General features: G+C 50.9%; 19 protein-coding genes and 1 pseudogene. 19 read left to right on the top strand and 1 reads right to left on the bottom strand.

Annotated elements, in window-relative coordinates:
* Positions 1 to 1,507 (bottom strand): hypothetical protein (locus tag E3J62_08940; GenBank protein TET44975.1); only part of this gene is annotated, 1,507 nt, incomplete at its 3' end.
* A gap of 86 nt (positions 1,508 to 1,593) precedes the next feature.
* Here E3J62_08940 and E3J62_08935 point away from each other — a divergent pair.
* From E3J62_08935 to E3J62_08845, 19 genes and pseudogenes are all read left to right on the top strand, one after another.
* Positions 1,594 to 3,141: a glycine dehydrogenase subunit 2 gene (locus E3J62_08935; protein ID TET44974.1), complete on the top strand. Its 1,548-nt coding sequence runs from the start codon at positions 1,594 to 1,596 to the stop codon at positions 3,139 to 3,141.
* A complete protein-coding gene (locus E3J62_08930) occupies positions 3,141 to 3,509 on the top strand; it encodes a hypothetical protein (protein TET44973.1) in 369 nt (122 codons plus the stop codon). Before E3J62_08935 ends, E3J62_08930 begins: the two co-directional genes overlap by 1 nt.
* Positions 3,490 to 4,863 carry an insulinase family protein gene (locus E3J62_08925; protein TET44972.1) on the top strand — a complete coding sequence of 458 codons (1,374 nt, stop codon included), beginning with the start codon at positions 3,490 to 3,492 and terminating at the stop codon, positions 4,861 to 4,863. Before E3J62_08930 ends, E3J62_08925 begins: the two co-directional genes overlap by 20 nt.
* Positions 4,864 to 4,866: 3 nt before the next feature.
* Complete coding sequence (locus E3J62_08920) at positions 4,867 to 6,273, top strand: insulinase family protein (GenBank protein ID TET44971.1); 1,407 nt, start codon at positions 4,867 to 4,869, stop codon at positions 6,271 to 6,273.
* Positions 6,274 to 6,285: 12 nt separating this feature from the next.
* Positions 6,286 to 8,082 carry a methylaspartate mutase gene (locus E3J62_08915; protein TET44970.1) on the top strand — a complete coding sequence of 599 codons (1,797 nt, stop codon included), beginning with the start codon at positions 6,286 to 6,288 and terminating at the stop codon, positions 8,080 to 8,082.
* A 31-nt stretch (positions 8,083 to 8,113) separates the two neighbouring features.
* The gene (locus tag E3J62_08910) at positions 8,114 to 9,235 is read left to right on the top strand and encodes a hypothetical protein (protein ID TET44969.1); all 1,122 of its coding nucleotides are present in this window, start codon (positions 8,114 to 8,116) and stop codon (positions 9,233 to 9,235) included.
* A 29-nt stretch (positions 9,236 to 9,264) separates the two neighbouring features.
* Entirely contained in the window at positions 9,265 to 10,434 is a 1,170-nt protein-coding gene (locus E3J62_08905) for a fibronectin type III domain-containing protein (GenBank protein TET44977.1), read from the top strand.
* A 39-nt stretch (positions 10,435 to 10,473) separates the two neighbouring features.
* Positions 10,474 to 11,046: pseudogene (locus E3J62_08900) on the top strand (transposase).
* A gap of 114 nt (positions 11,047 to 11,160) precedes the next feature.
* Positions 11,161 to 12,345, top strand: a complete 1,185-nt coding sequence (locus tag E3J62_08895; protein ID TET44968.1) for a hypothetical protein — start codon at positions 11,161 to 11,163, stop codon at positions 12,343 to 12,345.
* A gap of 5 nt (positions 12,346 to 12,350) precedes the next feature.
* On the top strand, positions 12,351 to 12,974 hold the full coding sequence (locus E3J62_08890) for a hypothetical protein (GenBank protein ID TET44967.1): 624 nt from the start codon (positions 12,351 to 12,353) through the stop codon (positions 12,972 to 12,974).
* Between the two features lies 1 nt (position 12,975).
* The gene (locus E3J62_08885; GenBank protein ID TET44966.1) at positions 12,976 to 13,827 is read left to right on the top strand and encodes a hypothetical protein; all 852 of its coding nucleotides are present in this window, start codon (positions 12,976 to 12,978) and stop codon (positions 13,825 to 13,827) included.
* 6 nt (positions 13,828 to 13,833) lie between these two features.
* Positions 13,834 to 14,436, top strand: coding sequence for a hypothetical protein (locus E3J62_08880; GenBank protein TET44976.1), 603 nt, complete (start codon positions 13,834 to 13,836; stop codon positions 14,434 to 14,436).
* A gap of 156 nt (positions 14,437 to 14,592) precedes the next feature.
* Positions 14,593 to 15,762, top strand: a complete 1,170-nt coding sequence (locus E3J62_08875) for a fibronectin type III domain-containing protein (GenBank protein ID TET44965.1) — start codon at positions 14,593 to 14,595, stop codon at positions 15,760 to 15,762.
* 2 nt (positions 15,763 to 15,764) lie between these two features.
* Positions 15,765 to 16,385, top strand: a complete 621-nt coding sequence (locus E3J62_08870; protein ID TET44964.1) for a hypothetical protein — start codon at positions 15,765 to 15,767, stop codon at positions 16,383 to 16,385.
* A gap of 2 nt (positions 16,386 to 16,387) precedes the next feature.
* Positions 16,388 to 17,230: a hypothetical protein gene (locus E3J62_08865; GenBank protein TET44963.1), complete on the top strand. Its 843-nt coding sequence runs from the start codon at positions 16,388 to 16,390 to the stop codon at positions 17,228 to 17,230.
* Entirely contained in the window at positions 17,230 to 17,853 is a 624-nt protein-coding gene (locus E3J62_08860) for a hypothetical protein (protein TET44962.1), read from the top strand. The genes E3J62_08865 and E3J62_08860 overlap by 1 nt, the downstream gene beginning before the upstream one ends.
* A complete protein-coding gene (locus E3J62_08855) occupies positions 17,850 to 18,665 on the top strand; it encodes a hypothetical protein (GenBank protein TET44961.1) in 816 nt (271 codons plus the stop codon). The genes E3J62_08860 and E3J62_08855 overlap by 4 nt, the downstream gene beginning before the upstream one ends.
* Positions 18,666 to 18,730: 65 nt before the next feature.
* Positions 18,731 to 19,996, top strand: coding sequence for a hypothetical protein (locus E3J62_08850; protein ID TET44960.1), 1,266 nt, complete (start codon positions 18,731 to 18,733; stop codon positions 19,994 to 19,996).
* Positions 19,997 to 20,018: 22 nt separating this feature from the next.
* A partial coding sequence (locus E3J62_08845) for a TonB-dependent receptor (protein ID TET44959.1) occupies positions 20,019 to 22,630 on the top strand: 2,612 nt, incomplete at its 3' end.

Below are 22,630 nucleotides of genomic sequence, written 5' to 3'. Positions count from 1 at the left end.
TCTCTACTGTCAACATCGGAGAAGGCGGTGGAGGAGGTCCTTCGAAGTCTGGCACACCGTCGCCAGAGATATACAGGGTCTCTCCACTGACAATAGTAAAATCACCAGCATATCCATCACCGTCCGTGTCAGTGCCTGGATTGTCGTAAACTCTGTATGCCCAGCTCGCGTTTATGGCCAGGTCTTCAAAGCTCCACTCACACCACTGGTTGCCGTTATGAAAATGCTCTCCACCAACGTATGCGAGGATCATTATGAGTGTGTCTCCAGCCGGCAGATCATTGGGGCCGAAGGAGAGAAGGTAGCGCGTGTCGTTTATGCTGTCGACTCCAGTAGGATATTCGAGAGAATCACAGACCTGATCAGGATCGAAGTAGCCATTGCTCATTATTCTATACTTTGCATTATCTCCCATGGGTGTTCCATCTACATCGTTCGGGTCCTCAGTGTGATGCGGCCCCCAATCAAGGGCATCGTCCTGATCTGAAAGCCACCAGTTGTAAGATATCTCTCTTGGGGGTGGGTATACCACTCTAGAACCTGTGACTGACGTCGCTGGATTGGTGTTGCCGCACGAGTTCTCTGGATGGTATCCGTCTTCGTCTGAAAGCCAGGCTACAGTTATGTACTCTGAAGGTGATTGGTACTTCGGCGTGTTTCCTACGAACGTCGAATCATACTCCAGACCATTCCACTGATAAAGCCAGGTAGTGTCAGGCCAGAGAGTATCGGACTCATCCCTCCAGAGCCTGAAACCGGTTAGGTCGTCCTGCGCTGCGTCCCAGTGGCAGCTACCGTCAGAGGTAACGGGAGTAACGTCGGCGTCAATGTAGAGGCCTACATAAACATCCTTTATGGTCTTCATATCTCCCCGGATGTTCTCGATCCAGTATTTCATCAATATGAAATCCTGGGCATAGTCGTACGACCAGCAGTATGTCTGCTGGGTTATCTTTAACCCCAGAGGCTGGTGGTCTGGAGGGGCGTAGGGGTTGCCTATTGTATCGGTGTAAACTGAAATGAAATCCTGCTCACTTATGGCCGGGCCGTACTTGAGAAACAGTGGGTCGCTGCTGTCGGCCGGGTCCCAGTAATAGGCAGATGCGGGATTGATAGACCTTTCCATTATGGTGTCGTTGTCTGTCCCGCCTGGAAACATTTCGTTCTCGCGGTTCCATCCGTCTGCGCCAACTGAGACCAGAGTATCGTCATCAACAACCCCACCTATCCACAAGGCTCCCTGATAAAGGTAGTCCTGATGGGAGTTGGCAGGAAACTCACAAGACCAAACATATTTGTCGTACTCTCCCGCGTTTCCGAAGAAACCCCAGTTGCTGATTACAAGCTTCATGTTGCCCCAGGTGTGCGATTTAATCTGAGTTTTCGGGTTCTGGAGAATATTCCGGGGTATCGGGCCTTCTCCGTCAGCCATCGCCCCCCATGCAGAGCCTGCCACACAAACGGCAAGCGCAATTGCACACATCGGCACAGACCTAAACCTATCCATGGTTCCCTCCAGTGTTCGCTTCATAAATATACCTTAGTCATCATCATGGACGACGTCAACCCCGAATCTTCATCGGTCTGTGTTAGATGCATAGATTGCACCAGAAGACGTGGGTTCTGTGGCCCGTTTTCACCTTGACACCGGTGTTTGGCGCCGGTATAGTGGTAGGTCTTTACAGGAGGTTGGTGGGCTTGGCTGAAAAAGTGCTTAAAGAATTATCTTCTCCGGGACGCATGGGGCACAGGCTTCCAGACCTGGACGTGCCTGAAATGGGATTGAAGAAACTCATCCCGGAGAAGTTTCTCAGGTCTTCTCCACCACCTCTGCCTGAAGTAAGCGAAGTAGATGTTGTGCGCCATTTCACGAACGTCTCCCAACTCAACTATCATATAGATAAGGGGTTCTATCCGCTCGGCTCCTGCACCATGAAATACAATCCGAAAGTGAATGAAGACACGTGCAGGCTTCCTGGATTTGCCGGCCTCCATCCATATCAACCAGAGAAGACTGCTCAGGGTGCACTCCAGTTGATGTGGGAATTGCAGAGATGCCTCTGCGAGATTTCCGGGCTGGATGAGATGAGCCTTCAACCAGCAGCGGGCGCCCACTCTGAGTTGGTCGGGATGCTCATGATAAGAGCCTATCATGAGAAGAAGGGCAACCCCAGAACCAAAGTGTTGATCCCTGACTCTGCCCACGGCACCAATCCTGCCAGTTCCGCCGTTACTGGCTATACATCGGTTGAGATAAAGTCAAACGAAAAAGGCCTTGTCGACTCAGATGGGCTGAAGGCGAGCATGGATGAGACGGTAGCGGCCCTCATGCTCACCAATCCGAACACTCTTGGCCTGTTCGAAACGGAGATCAAAGAGATAGTGCACATAGTTCACGCAAAGGGCGGTCTCATCTACCTTGATGGAGCCAATCTGAACGCGCTCCTGGGAATCTTCAGACCGGGTGATGTGGGCGTGGACGTAGTTCACTTCAACCTTCACAAGACCTTTTCGACACCCCACGGGGGCGGAGGGCCTGGCGGAGGAGGAGTCGGTGTTTTGCAGGGTCTCGCACCGTTCCTTCCAGTACCTGCGGTAGTCAAAAAAGAGGAGAGGTTTATTCTTGACCACGACAGGCCAGATTCCATAGGGAACGTCCACGCCTTCTACGGAAATTTCGGAGTGATAGTTAGGGCATGGACATATATAAAAATGCTCGGCTCAGAGGGGTTAAGAAGAGTGGCAGAGAATGCTGTCATCAATGCAAACTATGCAATGAGGTCGCTCGAGAAGTATTATGACCTTCCCCACAAGCAAAACTGTATGCACGAGTTTGTCCTCTCCGGTGACAGGCAGATCAAACATGGTGTCAGGACCAGAGATATTGGCAAGAGGCTCCTCGATTACGGGGTGCATGCTCCCACCATCTACTTCCCACTCATCGTGCACGAGGCTTTGATGATCGAACCGACTGAGACAGAATCCAGGGAGAGCCTGGACAAGTTCATTGACGCGATGATTTCTATTGCCAGAGAAGCGGAGGAAAATCCTTCTCTTGTTCGAAATGCGCCACATACCACCCCGGTGAAGAGGCTTGATGAGGCGAAAGCTGCAAGGAGCCTGGATGTGAGGTGGAAGTGATGCGGTGGCTGAAAAGTGCATTCGGCACAGGTGAGGAGTTCCAGTACGTTTCTCCTGAGGAGGTACCTGAAGAAAGGCGGCAGGAAATAATAAGAGTGCTGGCCAAGGCGATAGTCGAACGGAGGCTGACTGCTCCAGCAGTCTTCTTCTTGGAGAGCATGAAACCTCTTTCTTTTGTGGGCAGCCAGGCGATGATTTTCTTGCAACCGGTCATCCAGGCAATTTTCCCGTTCAGATCGTACAATGAGTTCTCAGTGATGATGGAGGATAGAAAGAACGTTGAAGAACTCATATGCGAAATGGAGAGGCTTGAAGCTGAAGACAGAGAGAAGCGAAGGAGGGAGAAACGTGCGAAGAGGCGCGGCTAGTCTGGCCATCGTTGCTGCATTACTGACAGCGAGTCTTTCATTCTGTGCAGAAAAGTTGGATATAAAGGAGCATTTTCTGGACAACGGCATGAAGGTTCTAATCCTGGAAGACCATTCAGCCCCTCTTGCGGTTGTGCTGGTTTGGGTACGTGTCGGAGCGAGAAACGACCCCACAGGTACTTCTGGTGTGTCCCATCTTGTGGAGCATATGATGTTCAAGGGTACGAGCCAGATGGAACCTGCGGAGTTTTCAGAGATTATTCAGAGATACGGCGGGAGAGAAAATGCGGGGACGGGTCGGGACTTCACCAGCTACTTTGCGTATGTCCCTTCTTCCAGGGTAGAAGAGGCTGTGCGGCTCTGGGCAGATATTATGTCAAACGCCGCATTCAAACCCGATGGGTTTCTATCTGAAAGAGATGTTGTACTTGAGGAGCTGAGACTCGGCCTGAACGATCCGCATGAAGCTGTTTTTGACGAGGCCACAGCCGCGTCTTTCCATGCTCACCCGTATGGGAGACCGGTTGTCGGTTGGATAAGCGACGTCCAACGAATGACTAGAGATGAGGCATACAACCATTATAGGACTTACTATGTACCCAACAATATGAGACTGATAATTGCCGGAGATGTCACTGAAGCTTTGGCAATACGCCTTGCCAGAAAGTATTTTGGCAAGACAAAAAAAGGTCCGGAACCTCCCGAAGTGCGGACCCAGGAGCCGAAACAAACGGGGGAGCGCCGGGTAAACGTGAGGAGGGAGGCATTCCTTCCCATGGTCACGATTACCTGGCATACACCCGCTGCCGGTGACCCGGATATCCTCCCTTTGGAGGTCCTGGCCCAGATTCTGGCTGGAGGAGAAAGCTCAAGACTGCACAGAGAGCTGGTCTATGAAAAGCAAATATGTACCTCTGTGAACGCGTGGCCTTATCAATTGCTCGACCCGGGGCTTTTCTACATTACTTGCATGGTGTCCGGAGGACATACAGCAGAAGAGGCGGAGAAGGCTGTATATGAGATTCTGGAGAAATTGAAGGTCGAACCTGTTCAGGATAGAGAGCTGAAAAAGGCTGCGAACCAGTACTTGAGTACTTTTATCTTCGGACAGGAATCCATCCTGTGGCAGGGTTTCGTTATTGGATACTATGATGCTCTCTTATCATACGACATCATTAACCGGCTGCCGGAGATGGTGAGATCAATCACCAAGGAACAGATTATGGATGCTGCAAACAAGTATCTGACCACCGAGAACAGGACTGTTACTACACTTGTCCCTCTTGCACCAAAGGAGCCGGGGAAGCTGATGCGAGGCGTGCGGGGACAGATGCCAGGAGGCATGAGGAGGTAACAAGTGAAGAGATTGTGGGTCCTGCTTTTAACCGCTGTTCTTCTGTCTTCCTCTTGCGCTCACAGAGTTCCTCAGACCCAGTTCCCTGGAGCTGGTGTTCGGACACAGACATTTGTCAGCAAGAAGACAGTTCTGGCAAATGGGCTCACTGTCGTTGCAGTGGAAAGGCGCAAGGTCCCTGTGTTTCAGGCTGATCTTGTAGTCAGGACCGGAGCAGCAAACGATCCGGAAGGAAAAGAAGGTCTGGCCAATCTTACGGCGAGCCTGCTTGACAAAGGAACAAAGAACAGAACGGCATCTCAGATCGCGGATGAGATAGACTTTACCGGAGGGGACTTGGATGTGTCGTGCGGTTACGTGACGGTACCGCTGTCTGTGCACGTGCTGGTGGAGCACGCGCACCTTGCCATGGAACTCCTCTCAGAAATTGTGATGCTTCCGACCTTCAGAGACGATGAACTGGAAAGGTCAAGGAGCATGATTCTTTCTGGAATTATGAGAAGCAGAGAAGAACCTTTTTCTGTGGTTTCAGACGCCTTCAGGGATATGGTGTATGAAGGAAGCCCTTTGCATAAGCCAATTGAAGGGCATGCCGGCACGGTATCGGACATAAACAGAGCCGATGTGGTCAAGTTTCACAGAGTTTTTTTCCTACCGAACAACGCTGTGCTAATCGTAGTGGCAGATCTGAGCGTAGAAGAAATAATCAAGATTGCTCAGGAATATTTTGGCTCATGGCAGAAGAAACCTCTTGATGTCCCTGTGATGCCTGTTCCTGAGCCCACGGAAGGCAAGTCCGTAAGACTGGTTGACATGGACGTAAACCAGTCCTACGTTGCCTTTGGTCACCTGGGGCTGAAAAGGAAAGACCCGGATTACAACGCAGTAAGGGTGATGAACTACATTCTAGGCGGCGGCGGATTCGTATCCAGGATTGTCAAGTCCATAAGAGTCAGACAGGGCCTGGCCTATTCTGCCTACTCCTATTTCGTGCCTGGTCCCGCTTACAACGGATACTTCAGAGCAGGTCTTCAAACGAAAATAGGTTCTACCTCCCAGGCCTTGAACTCGCTTCTGGAAGAGATCGAAAGAATAAGAAATGAACCAGTCACTGAGAAGGAGCTGGAAGACGCCAAATCCTTCTATGAGGGGAGTCTACCCCGGCGGCAGGAGACTTATGGACAGGTAGCGAATCTTTTTGTTGACCAGGAGATCTATGGACTGAAGAGTGACTACTGGGTCGATGATCTCAAGAAGATAAAATCTCTTACCCTGGAAGAAATCCAGAGGGTGGCGAGGAAGTATCTCGACCCCGACAATTTCATAATTGCTATCGCAACGAAAGTGGACAGCCTCGCCCTTGAGGTTAAGGGCATTACAAAGGATATGATAAAGGTGACGAATCCCTGAGAGGGTGATGAGATGAAGAATCCAGAAGACATAAAGGCGATACTGGCAACTGACTGCGGCTCCACCACTACCAAGGCTATCCTGATAGAGAAGGCCGGAGATTCTTACAGGCTGATAGTGAGGGGAGAAGCGCCAACGACTGTTGAGGCGCCATTCGAGGATGTAACGAGAGGAATCCTTAATGCCGTGAGAGAGGTGGAGGAGCTTGCCGGGAGAAAACTTCTGGAAGGTGAGAAGATAATCAGTCCTAGAAAGGGTGAAAAAGAAGGGGTGGACCTGTATGTTTCCACGTCAAGCGCTGGTGGCGGCCTACAGATGATGGTGGCAGGAGTGGTGATGACCATGACTGCCGAATCCGCGGCAAGAGCCGCGCTTGGTGCAGGAGCCATTGTCATGGATACCATAGCGTCAAATGACGGAAGACTTCCCCATCAGAGGGTGAGCAGGATAAGGAAACTGAGGCCCGACATGATACTCCTCTCCGGAGGCATCGATGGAGGTACGGTATCTCACGTAGCGGAACTGGCCGATTTGATTGGGGCTGCAGATACGAGGCCAAGGTTCGGCACAGGATTTGAGCTTCCGGTCATTTACGCGGGGAACATTAAGGCAAGGGATGTAGTGCAAAAGGCCCTGGAGGAGAAATCAGACCTTTCCATTGTTGACAACCTGAGACCCACTCTCGAAAGAGAGAATCTTGCTCCCGCGAGGCAGAAGATTCATGATCTATTCATGGAACATGTTATGGCTCATGCTCCAGGCTACAAGAAGTTGATGGCGTGGACTGATGTACCCATAATGCCTACTCCCGGTGCAGTTGGGCTTCTCATAGAAACGATTGCTAAGAAAGAAGGAATTGACGCCATAGGTGTGGATATAGGGGGTGCCACCACAGATGTCTTCAGTGTGTTTGGTGGCGTTTTCAACAGGACAGTGAGCGCAAACCTTGGAATGTCTTATTCAGTGTCCAATGTTCTTGCCGAAGCTGGCCTTGAGAACATAATGAGATGGCTTCCTTTTCGCATGGAAGAAGGAGACCTGAGAAACAGGATAAGGAACAAGATGATCCGTCCGACCACCATTCCCCAGACCTTGAGAGAACTGATCATGGAGCAGTCCATTGCCAGAGAGGCATTGAGACTTGCCTTTGAACAGCACAAGTCGATGGCAGTGGGGTTAAAAGGCATTCAGCAGCAGAGAACAATATCTGATGCTTTTGCTCAAACAGCAACAGGCGTAACTCTAGTAGATATGATAAGTCTTGACATTCTGGTGGGTTCAGGAGGAGTACTCTCTCACGCTCCGAGGAGACAGCAGGCTGCGCTCATGTTGATCGACGGCTTCCTTCCAGAGGGCGTGACCAGATTGGCCGTTGATTCAATATTTATGATGCCTCAGCTTGGAGTTCTCTCCACGATTCACGAGAGGGCCGCGACAGAGGTGTTTGACAAGGACTGTCTGATACGTCTGGGAACCTGTATTGCTCCAGTTGGCCAGGGCAGGCCAGGAGGTCCGTGCGTGAAAGTTGGGATTGGGAACAGCGAGGAGGATGTTAGGTACGGCGAGATGAGACTGATTCCGCTTGGAGTCGGCGAAAAGGCGATGGCTACCATTGTTCCTGTCAGAGGGTTTGATGTGGGCGAAGGGAAGGGAAGAAAGGTTGAAAGGGAGTTGGAGGGTGGAGTGGTCGGTGTCATAATCGATGCTAGAGGTAGACCTCTCCTCTTCTCCGATAAGGAGGATGAGAGAGCCCGAAAGCTGGTCGAGTGGGAAGAGGCTCTTGATGTGTACCCTGAAGGGGGCAGATAGAAGAACGGGGATTTGAGGAGAGGGAGTAGCTGTGGCACACGCATATACACCAGGATTGAAAGTCGCAGAAGCTGATGTCGTCAGGAAGGAGAGAAGACTTCCGCTTAAGGGAGAGGTGATAGTCAGTGTGGGGGATACTGTCAACGCGGACCAGATTGTGGCACGGACAGAGCTTCCAGGCAATGTGCAGACGATAAACGTCGCGGGCCGGCTGGGGTGCGTACCCGCAGATATTGTTGAGTTCATGCTAAAATCTGAAGGGGACACCGCCAAGGAAGGAGAGCCAATAGCTGAAACCAAAGGTTTCTTTGGGTTTCTAAAGACCAGGATTCCTGCGCCCTGCGACTGTACAATTGAGTCTATTTCCGAAATCACAGGACAGGTGATACTCAGAGAGCCTCCTATCCCTGTTCAGGTTGATGCGTACGTGGATGGCAAGATAGTCGACATTTACGAAGGAGAAGGCATCGCAGTCGAGACCTACGCGGCATTCATTCAAGGAATCTTTGGCATAGGGGGAGAAACAAAGGGCGGAATAATGAAAGTTTCAAGCAGCCCAGATGAGGTTCTAACAGAGAAGGAAGTACCTGAGGAGTGTGCAGGAAGAATTCTTATCGGTGGTTCGATGGTCACAGCGGGAGCTGTGAAAGAGGCTATTAAGAGGAAGGCTGCTGGCATAGTGGCCGGAGGCATGGATGACGAGGATCTGAAAGTGTTTCTGGGTTATGAACTGGGCGTGGCGATCACCGGTTCTGAAGATATCGGAACAACTGTCATTATAACCGAGGGCTTCGGCAAAATGAGGATGGCGGATAAGACATTCAATCTTCTGGTTTCTCACGAGGGTCAGAGAGCATCTATGAATGGAGCGACCCAGATCAGGGCAGGAGTGATACGACCTGAGATTGTTGTCCCACTCCACAAGGAAGGAAAGGCGGTGAGTTCCAAGGAAAGCGCTGAGGGTCTCGTAATAGGCAGCCCCATCAGGGTCATAAGGGAGCCCTACTTCGGCATCCTGGGAAAGGTCACTGGCCTGCCCAGCGAACTGGAAAACATAGAGACGGAGGCAAAGGTCAGAGTCCTGGAAGTGGAACTTGCTGACGGCAGAAAGGCGCTTCTGCCTAGAGCGAATGTGGAGATTATTGAAGGGTAGATCTCCTCATATGAAGTCCATAAATGAATATGCGAGCCTTTAGATACTTACTACCTCTTGTAGTGCTTTTTTTGGCGGTTTACAGTTGCGGAGCACAAGAACTTGCTACTCCAGGTCCTCCACTTCCCCCCTCAGGAGTAACAGCTAGAGATACTCCAAATGACGGCGGTCATTCGATAACCATCCAGTGGGACCTCTCGCAAGACGATTTCGCGGGTGGCAAGGTCAGCGGGTACGCAATGTACCGCTCCTCAGACGGTGACAATTACGAATACACCGGTCATGTGGTTGCCGGCACAAATGAGTTTGAAGATGCAGAAAGTGTAGAGGACAACAAGCCGTACTACTACAAGGTTGTTGCGAAGAGCAGAGACTACGGTGATTCAGAGTTTTCAGAAGCCTCATCTGCTGCTCTTTCCAGGACTCAACTATTTCACCTTGGAAGGCTGAACACGCTGATTGCCATAGTAGTGTTCGTATCCTTAATATTATATTATGTCCGTTCCGCAAAGAAGGGAAAGGAGCTTTACATAAGGAAGATAGCTGGCCTGGATGCTATTGATGAAGCTGTCGGTCGCGCCACAGAGATGGGTAAACCCGTTCTTTTCGTGCCAGGCATATCGACAATGAGTGATGTTGCCACCATAGCTGCCATAAATATTCTTGGCCCTATCGCCAAGAAGATTGCCCAATACGACACCGGCATCATAGTGCCGAATGCAGACCCAATTGTTGCTACTGTAACCCGTGAGGTGGTGAAGGGGTCATACATGGAGGCCGGAAGGCCAGATGCATACAAAGAAGAAAGTGTCTTCTTCGTCACCACCAGCCAGTTTGCCTATACTGCGGCAGTTGATGGGATCATGATAAGAGAAAAACCTGCGACAAATCTCTTTCTTGGCATGTTCTATGCTGAGTCTTTGATACTCGCCGAAACTGGTGCAATGACCGGTGCGGTCCAGATAGCGGGGACTGACGCAGTCTCTCAGCTTCCATTTTTTGTTACTGCGTGTGACTATACTATTATAGGAGAAGAACTCTACGCAGCGAGCGCCTATCTTTCGAGAGAGCCCAAACTCCTCGGTTCACTCAAGGCTCAGGACTGGGGAAAGGTGATACTTCTCTTCTTCATGCTGGCGGGCACAATCCTTTCCCTCTTCTTCAAGAGCGACTTCCTCAGCAATCTGTTTAACGTGTAAAGGGTCATTTCCAAGCCTTGATTCTTGTGGAGGCGCCAGATAAGGTTCGATCCTGAAAAGCACCGTCGTCGTTCCATTCGCCTCAAGGGATATGACTACAGCCAGGCCGGTGCCTATTCTGTGACAGTCTGTGTACGGGGTCAGGAGTGTTTGTTCGGCGAGGTCGTAGACGAGCAAATACAGTTGACAACATTGGGAGAGATCGCGGAACACGGGTGGTTGCAGACCCCGGTCCTGCGACCTAACGTCCTTCTGGACATGTATGTGGTGATGCCCAATCATATCCATGGAATTATGATCATTACAGGCATTTGTAGGGGCGTATAGCCTTACGCCCCTACAAAGAACCAAACGCCATTTCGTTCCCCATCGCAGACGATTGGCGCAATTGTCCGTGTTTTTAAGTCGAGCACCACAAAGCGTACCAACGAAGAACGGGGCAAGCGGGGGATCTCCCTGTGGCAACGTAACTACTATGAGCATGTCATCCGCAATGAAGATGAATTGAATCGTATCAGAAAGTACATACAGGAAAATCCTCTGAAATGGGCACAAGATCCAGAGAATCCCGCCGCGCGCAGGAGACAACGCGAGGAACCATGGCAGGTCTGACACCTTGGGGCGGGATGGGCATATATCGTTTTTTTCTTGACTGCTATTGTCCCATTGTGATAGATTTCAGTATCCTTGGGAATCACATCAGGATGGCGCCTTAAGAAAGGGTTTATGATTTTAGTCAGTCTGCTCAGCGCTGCATTCCTCATTGGTGTTATAATGGTCTCGGTAGTTCCTTCAAGTTCCCAGGAGATCGCTGTCCCCGGACCTCCAGCACCCCCCACACAAGTGACAGCCAGAGACACACCCAGCGACGGTGGCGGCTCGATAACTGTCCACTGGCAACTTTCCGCGGATGACGCTGAGGGGGGGAAGGTAAGCGGGTATGGAATCTACCGTTCTCCTGATGCTGAAAACTATGAATACATAGGTTATACGGTTGCAGGTACAGAAGAGTTTGAAGATACCGAGGGCGTAGAGGACGGCAATCCATACTACTACAGGGTTATCAGCAAAAGCAGAGAGTACGGAGATTCTGAATTCTCAACGCCTTCCCCCGTCGCTTTTTCCAGACCTCAGCTGTTCCACCTCGGAAGATTGAACGCACTTATCGCCATAGTGATATTCGTCTTTTTAATACTATATTATGTTGGGTCTGCCAGAAAGGGGAAGAAGCTTTTCATAAGGAGGATAGCTGGCTTAGATGCGATTGACGAGGCAGTGGGTCGGGCCACGGAAATGGGGAAGCCTATTCTTTTTGTGCCAGGCCTTTCCTCCATGAGTGATGTTGCCACGATCGCCGCAATAAATATTCTAGGTCCTGTGGCCAAGAAGGTTGCTGAATACGAGACGACTATCATCGTCCCAAACAGGAACCCTATCGTGGCCACGGTAACCCGTGAGGTGGTGAAGGGCGCCTACCTCGAGGCTGGAAGGCCGGACGCCTTCAGGGAAGACAGTGTCTTCTTCATAACTACGAGCCAGTTTGCCTATACTGCGGCAGTTGATGGGATTATGGTAAGGGAAAAGCCCGCAACAAACCTTTTTCTGGGAATGTTCTTTGCCGAGTCTCTCATTCTGGCAGAGACCGGTGCCAGCACTGGTGCGATTCAAATCGCGGGAACTGACGCTGTTTCCCAACTGCCATTCTTTGTGACCGCCTGTGATTATACTATTATTGGAGAGGAACTCTATGCTGCCAGCGCCTACCTTTCCAGAGAGCCCAAGCTGCTCGGTTCTCTGAAGGCTCAGGACTGGGGTAAGGTTGTGATACTGTTCTTCATAATCGTGGGGACTGTTTTTGGAATTTTGAAGCTTCCGGGCTTCGCAAGTATCCGTAATCTTTTCAACGTGTAGGGACCATGAAGAGAAGAGGACCGCTCACACTAGCGTTGGTAATTGGAGTCGCGATGATGGTTCAGTTCTTTATTCCTCATCCTTTCTCCATCAGGTTCTATAGGGCAGTCCTCGATTCTATGATTATCGTCAGCGTATTCATGCTTGTTTATGCCTGGCGCAGCCTTGCATATTTTCATATCAACAGAATAAAAAGAAAGATACCGCACTGGCCTTACAGCTTTATCACTTTCGCGGGGTGGATTGTTGCTGCGGCTCTTGGGATAGGATTCGGCATAGGCGAAAGGACTCCTCACCAGTTGATATTCAACAACATACTTGTTCCGCTTCAGGCCACCATGTTCTCCCTGCTTGCCTTCTTCATAGCCTCTGCGGCATTCAGGGCGTTCAAGGCCAGGACTCTTGAGGCGGCGCTCCTTCTACTGGCAGCTCTTGTGGTAATGCTGGGAAGGGTTCCCATAGGTGCTTTGGTGCACCCGAAGATGCCCGAGATTGTGGAGTGGATAATGGAATACCCGAACATGGCTGCGCAAAGAGGTATTCTGCTTGGGGTGGGCTTAGGGATGATATCAACAGCTCTGAAGATTGTGATGGGGATTGAGAGAGGATATCTAGGCGGAGGAGACTAACGTGGGATTCTGGGATAGATTTCTGAAAATGGACAGAAGATGGGTGTTCCTGATGATAGGGCTTTCCGTTCTTCTTCCGCTGGTGGCCGGGATGTCAATGCCCACACGCGTTACCCCCCCGGTGCAGAATCTTTTTGATGCGATCAATGCAATAGAACCTGAGGGTAAACCTCTATTACTTTCGTTTGATTTCGACCCATCAACTGAACCTGAGCTTTTGCCCATGGCCACAGCCATACTGAGAAACTGTTTTGCCAAGAAGATAAGGGTCATACTATACGGGGGACTGTACCCACAGGGGGTAGGCATGGCCCAGCTTGCCTTGGAAGAGGTCTCTGAGGAATTCGATGTTGTGAGTGGAGTTGACTATGCGTTCTTAGGCTATGTTCCCGGTGTGGGGGCGGTCGTATTATCCATGGGCGAAGATATCAAGCGCACATTTGAGAGAGACTACTACGGAGTTGATCTGGACAGCCTTCCCCTGCTTGCAAATGTAAGAAACTACGAGGACATTCCTCTGGTTGTGGACCTGTCTGGCAGCTCTATCCCCATACTCTGGGTACTCTACGCAGGTGCCCGATACCAGCAGCAGGTAGGCGTAGGTACAACCGCGGTTAGTGCGGCCCAATACTATCCCTGGCTTCAGACCGGGCAGTTCGTAGGGATGCTAGGGGGGCTGAAGGGCGCTGCCGAATACGAGAAGTTGAATGATCAGATGGGCGTTCGACAGGCCAGGAAGAGGGCAACCATCGGGATGGGAAGTCAGTCCATAGCCCATCTTCTCATAATAGTCCTCATTGTGCTCGGGAACGTGGGATATTTCATAACTAGAGTCAGAAAGAGAAGCGAGTAAATGCAGATTTCCACGAGTTTATGGGTCTGGATCGCGGCAGCGCTGACGCTCTGCATATATTCCTTTCTCTATAAGGACAACCCCTTGTATAGATTTGCCGAATATCTATTCGTAGGCGTCTCAGTCGGGTGGTCAATGGCCGTTATATGGTACAACTCTGTCATACCAAAAATATGGACGCCGCTTGCCGTAAGACACGAGTACTGGGTCATCCTGCCCATGATTTTGGGCGTACTTGTATTTTCTCTCTTCACCAAGAAGCATTCGTGGCTTGTTAGATGGCCCATCGCGTTTGTGATGGGAGCATCTGCCGGGATAGCGGTTCCGGTTAACTTCCAGAGCTACATATTCAGGCAGCTTCAGGGCTCCATGCTGACAGTTCTCAACATAAGCAATGCAATAGCGTTGATAGGTGTTGTGACCACCCTGCTCTATTTCTACTTCTCCAAGGAACAGAAAGGAGTCTTCGGAAAGGTAGCCGGAGTCGGGATATGGTTCATAATGGTCGCCTTTGGCGCATCTTTCGGCTACACGGTTATGGCGCGTATTTCTCTTTTGATCGGGAGGATGCAGTTTCTCCTGCACGACTGGCTGGGAATAATAGATTGATCTTCAAAGACTAGGAACTTGTGGAAGGTGTCCTGCCTGGCTCTTGGCTGCAAGGCAGGTTTTTTCTATTGATTTGGTGCTGGACATCACAAAAACGTTGTGCTAGCATGCTTTCTCGATTTGTGCTGTCGAAAGAGAATCAGGGGTTTCGGTGATATGCGCCTGGCAATTCTAGCCGTCTCATGCTTTTTTCTTCTTGTCCTGTCCCCGGCTTCGGCTTTCTCACAGGAGCTCGAAGCAAGTGAGGGGCTGCTTCCGCATCTGCTCCCACCGGAGAGCGTGAGAGCCGCTGATACCCCGAACGATCGTGGGGGATCCATAACCCTGAACTGGGACATTTCTCCTGATGATTCAGAGATTGACTCTTATGAGGTCTTGAGGAGCGCTACAGCCGATGGCGAATATTCGGTGGTCGGCTCAGTCTCAAAGGGAACGATCAGGTTTATTGACACAGCCGTGTCTGACAGAGAATTCTATTTCTACAGGGTCCGGGCTGTGGCGGGCGATAGATATGCTGAATCCGGTCCGACCGACGGGGTCCGCTCCTCGCCGCAGTGGTTTAATAGGAATAGACTGAACATGCTTATCGCGTTGATATTATTCAGCGGCTTCGTCCTCTGGTTCATATACAATGCGAAAATTGGGAAGGAACTGTTTATCAGAAAAATCAGTGGTTTGGATGCTGTGGAAGATGCGATAGGTAGAGCTACAGAAATGGGAAGGTCTGTCCTCTACATCCCGGGCATCATGGACATGGACAACATACAGACGATTGCCAGTATGATTATTCTGGGCAGGGTTGCAAAAAAGACCGCAGAATACGATGTTACACTGCACGTGCCAGTCTCAAAGTCTCTGGTCATGACGACCGCCCAGGAGGTGGTGAAGGAATCCTATTCGGCGGTAGGAAGGCCGGATGCCTACAACGCTGACAACATACACTACCTCACGGACGATCAGTTCGGCTACGCGGCAGGGGTGGATGGGATAATGATAAGGGAGAAACCAGCGACAGTATTCTTTCTTGGAGCCTTCTACGCCGAGTCTCTCATACTGGCAGAAACTGGACATTCTGTGGGCGCGATTCAGATTGCTGGCACGGCTATGCCCGCCCAGCTTCCTTTCTTCGTTGCCGCATGTGACTATACACTCATAGGAGAAGAACTTTTTGCGGCAAGTGCCTATCTTTCGAAAGAACCGCTTCTTATGGGAAGCCTCAAAGGGCAGGACTGGGGCAAGGTTATTTTCATGTTCTTTATTGGAGCTGGAGTCATACTGGAGACTATGGGCATAACTTTCCTCGCAAAATATCTGGTGACCAGATGATAATGAAAAGACAAATACCCCTGATCATCACGTTTCTCGCTGGCCTCGCAATGATCCTGGGGTATTTCATCCCCCACGAGCCTTTTGGCGGTCTCCAGCAAATGCTGAATACCTGGTACATGGTGGTGGCAGCCTTTGCAATGATTCTCGGCGTGGGGAACCTGATAAAACTCCACACCATAAAAATAAGAAAGAGAAAACAGGGATTTGGATACAGCTTCGTCCTGCTGGCAGGCCTGGCAGCAATGGCTCTGTTTGGAATTTTCAGGGGAATAAAGCCAGGCACCGCGTTCTACTGGATGTGGTGGAACATGCATGTGCCTATGAGTTCGACGATGTTCTCACTTCTGGCGTTCTTCGTCGCCTCTGCGTCGTACAGGGCGTTTAGAGCCAGAAACATTGAGGCTGCTCTTCTATTGGTAGCAGGAATACTGGTGATGATAGGGAGGGTGCCAATTGGGGATATGGTGTGGTCCGGATTTCCTGCGATAGCAAACTGGATAATGAATGTTCCGAACACTGCGGGTCAAAGGGCGATACTTATCGGGATATCGTTGGGAGTCGTTTCCACGTCTCTCCGGCTCCTTCTTGGAATAGAAAGGACATATTTGGCGGGTGATTGACCATGTCTTTAGTCGAGAAGATTAGAAACATAGACAGAAGGATCATCTTCACTATCATAGCGCTGGCTATAATCGTACCTTTGCTCATACCGGTTGGGTTCCCCATAAAGGTGAGTCCTTCAGTCAGGAACCTGTACGATGAGTTGGAGAATCTCCCCTCGGGTTCGAAGGTGCTCATCTCCTTTGACTTCGGCGCTTCCACATACCCTGAGATATATCCCATGTCGATGGCAATACTCAGGCACCTCTTCAGAAGAGGGGTGAAGCCCATCATCATGGGGCTCTGGCCAGAAGGTGTACCTTTTGCAGAAAGGGCTCTGGCGGTCACCACTGAGGAGGCGGGCAAGGTCTACGGCGAAGACTATGTCAACCTGGGATTCAAGGCCGGCGGGATAGTCGTCATGCAGGCCCTGGGAAGAAGTTTAGAGGAAGCTTTCCCTGAGGATGCCTATGGGACGCCCATCGGGGACATCCCCCTGATGAAGGGTGTCAGGAACTACGACGACATCGCAATGGTGATAGATCTATCCGCAGGAGATCCCGGAATCCCGGCCTGGGTGATGATAGCCCAGGGGAGATTTGGGAAGAAGGTGGGGGGTGGATGCACCGCGGTCAGCGCCCCGCAGTATTTTGCCTATCTTCAGGCAGGACAACTGGTAGGCCTCATGGGTGGCATGAAGGGGGCCGCGGAATACGAAACCCTCATCAAGAGAAAGGATCTGGGTACTGCAGGCATGGATGCACAATCTGTTGCTCACGTGGTCATAGTAATATTCATCATTATCGGAAACATAACCTTCTTCGTGGAAAGGGCCAGACGAGGTAAGAAGGAAGAGGTTTCCTGATGGGACAGATTGCTGGAGTCTGGGTTGCGGCATTGCTAACCCTGTGCATATTCAGCTTTCTTTACAGGGATAACCCTTTCTATAAGTTTGCCGAACACCTATTCGTGGGCGTTTCTGCTGGCTACTGGTTTTCCTATTATTATCATAACGTAGTCTTACCCAATCTGTACGACCCGTTGAGGCAGGGGCATTTCCTCTACATAATCCCGGCAGTGCTGGGAGTCATGATGCTTCTGAGGCTGGCTCCGAAGATTGGGTGGATAAGCCGCTGGCCTCTGGCATTCATAATAGGAATGGGAGCCGGATACTTTCTCATCACCTACCTTCAGACAAATGCCCTTGCTCAGGTTCACGCCACAATGACCCTGAGGCTTAACAGCATCAATAACATCCTGTTAGTGGTTGGGGTGCTCACCGGCCTCATATACTTTTTCTTCTCAAAGGAACACAAGGGAGTTCTTGGCGGGGCCGCGAGAGTTGGCATCTGGTTTCTGATGGTAGCATTCGGGGCTTCCTTTGGTTACACTGTGATGGCCCGTTTCTCTCTGCTCATCGGCAGAATGCATTTCCTGCTGTTTCAGTGGTTGCCTACTATCCCTTTCTTGAGAGGGCTTGCCAAATGAAACCGGGTTTTAGAGTGATAGACAGCGGGCCGCAGACGGCGAGTCTGAACATGGCTACCGATGAAGCCATTCTAGTTGGATTCATAAACGGTGTTTCACCACCGACTCTTCGGTTTTACTCGTTCTCCCCCTCTGCGATAACGATCGGGAGATTTCAGAAGCCCTCGGATCAACTCCTGTCAAAAGCTGTGCACTACGGTCTTTCAGTGGTGAGAAGGCCTACCGGCGGGAGGGCTGTCGTTCACAACGGTGACCTCACATATTCAGTTGTCGCCGGCACAGATGATTTGCTCTTTGGAGGCAGCACAATTGAGACCTATCGAAAGATATCGGAGAGGCTCGTCCATGCGTTCAAAGATCTGGGCGCGGATGTTTCGGCTGAATCCAATCCAGGGGGGAAATACGAGAAATCAGCCTCCTGTTTTGACTCGACTGTCACCCATGAGTTGAGGTTTGGCAGAGAGAAGATTGCTGGCGGTGCGCAAGTGAGACAGTCCGGCGCATTTCTTCAACAGGGTTCAATTGTCCTGGTGGAACCTGAATACGATTTCGAGAGACTGTTTGGAAGAGGTTCGAAGACGCCTGCGGGTCTTTCCTCGCTCCTTGTAAAGCGGGTGAGTTATGAAGAGGTTAGGGGGGCAATCCAGAACTCATTTGGTTGCGCCATGAGAGCGGATACTCTGAACGAATTCGAACTGGCGAGAAGGGAGGAGCTGCTCTTGAAGTACGAATCCTCCCGATGGAACGATTTCGGCAAAAGCGCAAGTTCTCAAAGGGCTTATGAGTCTTTTTCAGGCCAAATTAGGTGTTGACACTTTGCTTTTTTGTTACTATAGTATTTATGGGGAAAAGCCGCTAGGAAAGAGAGGTTAGAGGTATGAAAAACAAGGCATTTCTCATATTACCTGTCATTCTTGTCCTGTCTCTGCTCGGGTGTAAGAAGGAGTTGGTCGAGCCTGAGGTTCACAATCCCTACATCAGGGGTTTAAGCGCTACCCCGTCGAATGTAAGTAAAGGCGGCGCTACCACTCTGGAGTGCTTCGCTACTGACCCGGACCAGAACACACTGTCATACACGTGGACATGTCAGGCTGGCAAGCTTTACACCGACACTACGTTTTCAACTGAAACAGATACCGGGAACCCGATAGTCTGGAAGGCACCAGATAACTCGGGTATTTTTGTGATCGATATTAAGGTCGAGGATGGGACAGATGGTTCAGCCGACAGCTCCATCGCGATTCCAGTAGGAAGTTACAAGCTGCTTGAGGTGTTAGGCACGGGAGTATTGACAGAACCTATGGGTATCTTTGTTGAGGGTTCAGGCGACGTGTGGGTGGCTGATGCTGGAGACAACAATGTGTGGAACTACGACGGTGTTAACTGGAGCAGTTTTTCGTTTGCAGGAATTAAGGTCGACACGATAGTAGATACATTGACCGGAGATACCACATACAAGGACGACACCCTCAGTTTCACCACGCCCATGGACGTTTATTTGGACGGCGGAATGATTTATGTGCTGGACAGTGGCGTGGATAAAGTCCACAGATTCAGCACTCCTGGCCCTGCGGGCTATGATACGAGCTTCAGCTCAATATCGGGTTCCAATAATAATATGTATCCACCGACAAGCTTCGTGGTGGAAGGAGATTACATTTATGCAGCCTGTGGTAACGTAGGAGTCAGAAAGAGAGACCTTTCTACAGGCCAGGTGGAGGTGACGACCGATCCCCGGCAAGCCCGCGGCATCACCTTCGACGGAGCCGGCAATTTATGGGTGACCGTCGATCAAGGCTCTCCGTCCCCGCCTTATTACTGGATACGTTCGTACATAAAGATGTATGACCAGAACCTGAATGTCGATCCGACCAAGACAATCGAAGCCTCGGTGTATCGTCCCTGGGGTATTGCTGTTGGTCCTTCCGGCAATATCTTTGTGTCTCAGCTTGGTGATACTGCCACTGCCGACTGCCACATTGCCGAATTCACCTCCGCCGGTTCTTTTGTCGGAAAGTGGGGGGATACCGGTTCTGGCAGTGAGCAGTTCAACTCCCCTGCTGGATTGTGGGTTACGAGTGATAGAAAGATATATGTTTGTGACAGGGGCAATGGAGTGGTGAAGATCTTTGGCCCTGACTAGTGTATTTCAGGAGGTGTTTAGCATGAAGAGATTCATTTTCATTGGGTTTCTGGCGTTCCTGTTGATTCCTTCCGTTGTACATGGCGGCGAGACGGGGAAGATTGCGGGGAGAGTGCTCGACGCCTCGACGGGCCAGGCTCTGCCATTTGTGAATGTCTGGGTTCCCGATATCAAGACGGGAGCTGTTTCTGACGCTTCTGGGTACTACCACATTCTTAACGTGCCGCCCGGTACTTACAAAGTGGTGGCAAGGATGATGGGCTATGCCGAATTCGAGGCGACCGAGGTGCGGGTCATAGTCGACCAGACGGCCACTGTGAACGTAGAACTCTCGCAAGAGGCCTATCAGTTAAAGGAAATCAAGGTCATAGGAGAAAGGATTATTCCCAGAGATGTAACCCAGAGCAAAGAAGTGATCTCGGGTGAAGATCTTGCCGTCATGCCGGTTCAGACTCCGCAGGAAGCCCTTTTGACAGAGACGAGTGCTGTCACCGATCCGGATAGGGGAGAGATGCACATAAGGGGCGGCCGCGGAGGAGAGGTTCTCTACCTGGTTGATGGGATGTCCATCAAGGATCCTCTGGTCGGGGGCGGTTTCGGGATGAGGGTGGGGAGCAACGCAGTGGAGGAGATGGCAATCATAGTTGGCGGGTGGAGCGCAGAGTTCGGAAATGCCCAATCCGGTGTCATTAATCTCGTGACAAGAGAAGGCAGCCAAAGGACGACGGGAAGGGTGCTTTACAAGACAGACAACCTCGGCTATCAGGCTTTCAACGACATGCAGCAACCCACCAGCCTGGACTACACGGAAATGAGCATGGGTGGGCCCGAACCTATTACGCGATATCTCCTGCCCGCGCTTGGTGTTCGCGTCCCCGGGCAGGTCTCGTACTTTGTTTCGGGAACAGGTGAATGGACAGATACTTACTATCCGTACAATGTTCGGAGGCCTGTTTTTGAGATGGGTGGGATAGAGCTTAGCGACAGACAGCAGAACTATTATACTGCAAACAGCAAACTCACATGGAACCTTTCAGAGCAGAAGAACCAGAAGAAACTGACTTTCGGTTTCAGGGGTTCCTGGGTGAAGAGAGACGGGTTTGGGTGGAAGTGGAGATACGTACCTGAAAACTGCTACAAGGTGAGGGAAGAAAGCTATCAGGCAAGCCTGGCCTGGAATCATACCCTGACGGGCAACACGTTTTATACTGCCAATTTGAGCAAGTTTTCGACCGGCCGCGAGGTTTTGCCCGGTGGACACCTGCCGAATGAAATAGTCCACTACACAGGAACCCGACATGGCACCAGTGACGACCCGCTGGACATAAACATGGGCTATTCAGGTGGACTGGATGGACGGGATGAGCCGTTCGTAGATCAGGACATATACAACGGACTTTACGATTTCGGAGAGCCTTTTGTTGATTTGGACGGCGACGGCTTCTGGCAGTGGGGAGAGCCATTCACTGATCTCCCAGCAAAGAACGGCCACTATGATTTGGGAGAGCCATTTAGAGACTGGGATGGAAATGGGCAATGGGACGGAGATGAGCCCTTCGATGACTATGGCACAGACGGTCTTCCAAACACGAATGACGCCGACGGGAGTGAAGGTAACGGCCAATATGACGGGGGGGATGAGCCATTCTATGACTATAACAAGAATGGCGTCAGAGATGAGAAGACCGGCGACGGCTTCATTGACTGGGGATATGATCAGTGGACACAATGGCACAAGAGAAGGACTGACATCTACACGTTGAAAGCAGACGTTACAACCCAGAGAGGACAGAATCATCTCCTGAAGGGCGGATTTGAGCTGAACTACCACGAGATAAACCACAAGGAGATACAGTACGGATGGTGGCAGGATGTGGATAGGGAGCCGGTGCCAGGGGAGTGGCCGAATATCGGGGTGTTCAGGGACTTTTATTTCAGGACGCCGCTTACCGGCGCGGTCTATCTTCAGGACAAGGTTGAGACTGAGGGTATGGTGATAAATGGCGGTTTGAGACTCGACTTCTGGGGCCCAGGTGCTCAGGTTGGCGAGCTCAGGGAACCAAGGAAGATAAGGATATTCGGCTGGGAGGTTGGGGAGACAGCCATTGAGGGAAAGATCAGTCCCAGGCTCGGTATTGCATATCCCATTACAGAAAAGGACCTTCTGTACTTCTCATACGGACACTTCTCGCAGATACCTGAGTTTCAGTATCTTTATTCGGACACGACACAGTTCGGTTCTGCCATAAGACTTTACGGGAACCCCAACATATCTGCCGAGCAGACTGTTGCCTACGAGTTGGGTGTGAAGCATGCGTTTACGGACAAGCTGGCCATTGACCTAACAGGTTTCTTCAAGGATGTCAGAGGGCTGGTGGACACAGAACAGGGAGGGGTGCCGCCTCTCACATACCAGATCTTCGTGAACAAGGATTACGGTAACACCAGGGGCATTGAGATTTCTGTGGACAAAAGATACAGCAACTACGTCGCTGGCAGTGCAAGCTATACGCTCGCCTGGGCAATGGGAAAAAGCTCCTCTGACAGGCAGGGATATGACTATGACTATCAGGGGAAACCGCTGCCCTTGAGAGAGTATCCGCTCAACTGGGACCAGCGCCACGCCGTGACAGT

The sequence above is a fragment of the candidate division TA06 bacterium genome (assembly GCA_004376575.1).
GTDB lineage: Bacteria > Hydrothermota > DG-26 > E44-bin18 > E44-bin18 > E44-bin18.
This window is presented reverse-complemented; position numbering and strand designations above follow the sequence as displayed.